This is a genomic window from Bacillus sp. PSXD-155 (assembly GCF_049310765.1).
In the GTDB taxonomy this organism is placed as follows: domain Bacteria; phylum Bacillota; class Bacilli; order Bacillales; family Bacillaceae_G; genus Bacillus_A; species Bacillus_A cereus.
Window position 1 is genome coordinate 1 of record NZ_JBMOWC010000113.1, and the last position, 4,597, is coordinate 4,597.

The window sequence follows — 4,597 nt, forward strand, 5'->3', positions numbered from 1 at the left end:
TCAGACACAGAAACAGACATAAAAAACGCCATCCTTTCCTATGATTCTACAGAAAGAATAGCGCATTTTTTCATTTTAGGGTGGCATTTCTTTTTATTAGTTTGATAGCGAGGCGACGATACCCCTTTATTATTTTTCAGACTTCGCTTGTTCTAAAATGTATGCTTCTTCTTGTTCCGGTGTCGCTAATTTGTATGCTTTACCAGTGCTGTTATTGTCCCATTCCCATAATAAATTATGCTCCTCAACCGATTGAGAGAAATCGCCTTCATACCAACGAACCAACATCTTAAGGTACTGTTCTTTATGTTGTAAGGTTCCACTATTACTTTCATCAATCGCTCGACGTACTTTTCCGATATTTTCTGGAGTCATTTTGATAAATCCTTGCTTTTCGTGAGATAATACTTTTTGATGAGTCATTTTGTGCATTGCATTGATTATATGACGATCAGAGTTGAGGTCAAGTATTACCTCTTCCCCTTTAATTCTCTCAGTCTGCTTTTCCTTAACGTCTGAACCTGCATACGTACCGACTTTGTAACCAGTAAAAATACCAACTGCTATAGCAATAACTAAGGTTGATGTGATTTTAATCCACTTTTTCAAACCTCTTACCCCCTTTTATTGAAGTGTACCATAAAAGAAGAACTGTATACCCATATCTATCTGTGAGGTCTACATAACGCATCATTATCAGTAGTCAATGATGCATGAAATTGTCGTTCTGGGGGTAATTAAAAATCTTAGCTTGATAGCGATGTGGTGCTACCCCTTATATGATATGAATTTTGTTTTTTATTCTTCTCCAAATAACCTTCCTCCCATATTATTAATCGATGTAATCATAATATCTTTTTAACGAAAGCTTGCAATGTAAAACTAATAGATTGTGTAGAACTTCAGAAATTAATTAATAAAATTAATCCCGAATATTCGGCTGAAGATTTGTATCAAAGGATAAAACCTGCAGAACGGAAATGTCCAACATGTAAACATGATTTAGTCATTCGTAATTCAAATAAAACAGAAAATAAGTTTTTTGGCTGTTCAAAATATCCCACATGTACATATACAGAACCAATTAATACATGAGCTGTGATGAAAATCCGGCTCTTTTTCCTTTTATTTGGGGGATTAATAGGATTACTGTAATAGATTGGTAATTGACTGAATTTATTTAAAAGTCTTTTTCAACAGAGTAAATAAGTTGCTTATCAGAAAATTATGTTATATTAACCCTGTTAAAAAACTATCATTAGGAGATGAAAAAAATGAGGAAATCCATATTAACATTAGGAGCAACTATTGCATTAACATTTGGAACTTTTGCCCCAACCAATAATATTGCAAAGGCAGCTACTAGTTGTTATGATTCTTATAAGTTTAATGAGACATTTAGTTCTGTCCAAGAAACTGACTATTGGGCACTGTGTAAAGGGAAATTAAAAGTTAAGGGTACTATAAGTGGAAGTGAATATTATGAGCCACAAGGTAACCGAGCTGTAGTAACTGTACAAATTTATCGTGAACAATGGGGACTAGATGAGTTTGTGGATGAATTTGATGTAGTTCTTTATGATGATGAGCCAGGTGACTTCAGTTATACTGTAGGGAAAACTGATTTAGCTAACTATTACTTGAAATTTAAAGCTAAAGAATATGAAGGTAATGGAGGGAAATGGACTTTCAAAGCAAAAGGAACAATTTCAACAAACTAGTTAATTTTTAATGTTGTCCAGCATGATAAATATATATTAGCGATTGAACCCTATTTTCCTATTCAAGGAGGATAGGGTTCTTATTTTTCCAAAAGTGTCAGTGTACTATTTGTAAATTTATTAAATTATATATGACGGTTTAAAATAGTACCTCTGTCATTCTCTTTATTTAAATAACACCTAAAAAATAGGGAAATTAATAAAAAAGATGTCATTATAAAATGACATCTAAAATAAATTGTCTGTTTGGCGGATACAATGTATGTTCTATCCTAAACGTTGCATACTGATGATCTGAATAATCATTTATTGGCTCTACGTAAAGATGAAAATCTAGGTAATAAATGTAATATTTTCGGAAGTTAATTACTGGAAAGGTTGAAAAGACGAACAAACTTTTGTCAAAAGCGATATCTATATTTTAACATATGAAAAGTTGTAGAGAAAAGGGGCGTGTAGAATGGAAGAAGGTCGTATTTCCTTTCAGTAAGGGTTTAAAGAGTTTCTTATTATGATTGTCTGTTTTTGGTTCATTATGTTTCACATGTATGGTGAAAGCCTGTTACAATAGTAAAGAATAAATTGGGTACAAATTGATAATGAAATGGGGAAATATGCTGGATGAAAGCAACCGGAGTAACTAGAAAAGTGGATGAATTAGGGCGTATAGTAATTCCAAAGGAACTTAGAAATACGCTTGGAATTAAAGAAAAATCACCATTAGAGATTTTTGTAGAAGGGGAAGACATCATTTTACAGAAGTATCAGCCTGGTCATGTTTGTGCATTAACAGGAGAAGTGTCAAATCGTAACATAGCATTAGCAAAGGGTAAGATCTCATTAAGTCCAGAAGGTGCAGAACTATTAATAAAAGAAATAGAACAGTACCTTGTCAAATAAGTCCTCCTTTCAAGGGACTTTTTTTGGTTAACATAATAATTTCACGTACCGTATTGTAAAAAAAAACTAAAACAATAAAATAATAGTCTACATTTAATCTTGTGTAGACTTAATCAGCTAAATGGAGAAGGTATTGTATATTTTGGATAGATTTCTTGCGAGTTGTGTACTTTCAACTGGGGTATTACTAAATAACCCTATTATTTCTAAAGCAGAAAAAGCTTCTAAACAGATAACGGTCAGTAAAGAAGAGGCTCGGAAAAAAGCGGAATTATATACGTAAAGGGAGTAATAAAGAGGGGACCAGACACAAAAACAAGTTGTGGAGAAAGTCTTCTTCACAACCTGAGAGTAAGTTATATATACAAATATGACCTGTTCTTTTAACTATTTAGTCTTTTATAATCTGTTATAGTCGATATAACTAGAGTCATAATAAATCCACTGACCTGTTCCAATTCTTAGCCAACCATTCTTTTCTTCATATACTGTAACTTTTTCGCCTTTACTTGTCTTTCTAACAATAGAATAGTTTGTACCTGATCCGCTTCGAACATTTACCCCAATACCATTAATTTGAGCCGTTCCAATTACCTTTTCAACACTACCATTTTCAATTACTTGTAGCATATTTAGAATGAATGTTGCTGTTTCACCACGAGTTGTTGTTCCTTTAGGGTCGTATTGATTGTCACCCTTACCTCTTACAATACCTAGGCCATACAGTCTTTGTACGTCTTCTTTATAAATAATTTGGTCTTTGTCTGAGAATGGTAGGTTTACAACTGGTCCCCATATACCTTTATACTGTAAAGCCTTGTTTACAATAATTGCTGATTCTTCTCTTGTAATAGGTGTGTTTGGGTCAAAATAACCATCACCTCTACCTAGAATAATACCTGCACTTGCAGCACGTTTAATACCATCTCGTAAAGTTGAGTTTGCATCGTTTAGGTCTTTAAATGAAGCATCTCCAGCTGGCAGGTTTAGAGATTTAGAGATTAATTGAGCAAATTCGGCTCTTGTTATCGCTCTATTAGGTGCGAAAACTCCGTTTCCTTCCCCTATCATAATACCTCTTCTATTTAACTCTCGAATAGCTTCTTCATACCAACCTCCTGTAATGTCATCTTTTGGTTGATAAAGATTATTATAATACCCCTCAACGCTATTTACGAATACATCCCATTGCCCATTATTAATCATGTTAGCAGGGCAGATTTTACCGCTCCATTTTTGGTGTTTTACAATGTTATTTAACGGTACACCAGTTTCTTTCATTAAATAAGCTACAAGTTTCTTAGCGTTATCTACCGCTTTACTGTAGTTTCCGTCACTGTTAACTGCGATTTCAATTGCAATAGATTCTCTATTACCTGGACCATCACCGTCTCCTGCGTGCCATCCGTTCTCGTTTAATGGTAGGTGTTGATAAATCTCTTTATCGTCTACTGTAAAATGCCACGATGCAGCTCGGTCTGTGTTGCCTACTGCTTGGTTATATAGGTATTGGGCGTGGTTTCTAGCACCTGCTCCTACACTTGTATTATCAGTCTCATGAATTGTAATGTATTTTGGACTCATATAGTTTTGAGGACGAATATTATCGTTACCTGCTGGAACAATCCATTCAGTGAATGGAACACCATTTATTGTACTAGAGGTGCTAGGTGATATGGGAGACAGACTACGTTTTGTTCTGTTTGAATTGTTAGGAACAGTTAGTGTACCTGTTTCTTCATGAATACCTTCTGAACGTTGAAGACTATCTACTTTCTTATTGTCGACAGTACCTCCACCACGTCCGTCTACCTCTTCAAAACTAGCTTCAATACTTTTTAAAGCCTGTTCATCTGATGTTGTTTTGCTTTGTTCCTGAACGTTTGTAGGTTGCTTATTGTTTACTAATTGTTGTTCCTCTGCAAACGATACCAATGGTGAAGATAATACCGTTAATCCTGCCGTGAATGCTACTA

5 protein-coding genes and 1 pseudogene are annotated in these 4,597 nt (G+C 34.4%); 4 read left to right on the top strand and 2 right to left on the bottom strand.

All coding sequences use genetic code 11. The features are described 5' to 3' along the window. Positions 1 to 129 precede the first annotated feature (129 nt). Positions 130 to 609 carry a PRK06770 family protein gene (locus tag ACO6VI_RS32730; protein WP_048565371.1) on the bottom strand — a complete coding sequence of 160 codons (480 nt, stop codon included), beginning with the start codon at positions 607 to 609 and terminating at the stop codon, positions 130 to 132. Between the two features lie 249 nt (positions 610 to 858). Between ACO6VI_RS32730 and ACO6VI_RS32735 the strand changes: the two are divergent. The 4 genes and pseudogenes from ACO6VI_RS32735 to ACO6VI_RS32750 all read left to right on the top strand — a co-directional run. Next, positions 859 to 1,095: pseudogene (locus tag ACO6VI_RS32735) on the top strand (topoisomerase DNA-binding C4 zinc finger domain-containing protein); the annotation flags it as partial. A gap of 179 nt (positions 1,096 to 1,274) precedes the next feature. Further along, a complete protein-coding gene (locus ACO6VI_RS32740) occupies positions 1,275 to 1,721 on the top strand; it encodes a hypothetical protein (RefSeq protein ID WP_098588205.1) in 447 nt (148 codons plus the stop codon). 621 nt (positions 1,722 to 2,342) lie between these two features. Beyond that, positions 2,343 to 2,621 carry an AbrB/MazE/SpoVT family DNA-binding domain-containing protein gene (locus ACO6VI_RS32745; RefSeq protein WP_000648344.1) on the top strand — a complete coding sequence of 93 codons (279 nt, stop codon included), beginning with the start codon at positions 2,343 to 2,345 and terminating at the stop codon, positions 2,619 to 2,621. 142 nt (positions 2,622 to 2,763) lie between these two features. Continuing rightward, positions 2,764 to 2,904 carry a hypothetical protein gene (locus tag ACO6VI_RS32750; RefSeq protein WP_422425175.1) on the top strand — a complete coding sequence of 47 codons (141 nt, stop codon included), beginning with the start codon at positions 2,764 to 2,766 and terminating at the stop codon, positions 2,902 to 2,904. Positions 2,905 to 3,020: 116 nt separating this feature from the next. Here the strand turns inward: ACO6VI_RS32750 and ACO6VI_RS32755 are convergent. Then, positions 3,021 to 4,597 (bottom strand): S-layer homology domain-containing protein (locus ACO6VI_RS32755; protein ID WP_422425177.1); only part of this gene is annotated, 1,577 nt, incomplete at its 5' end.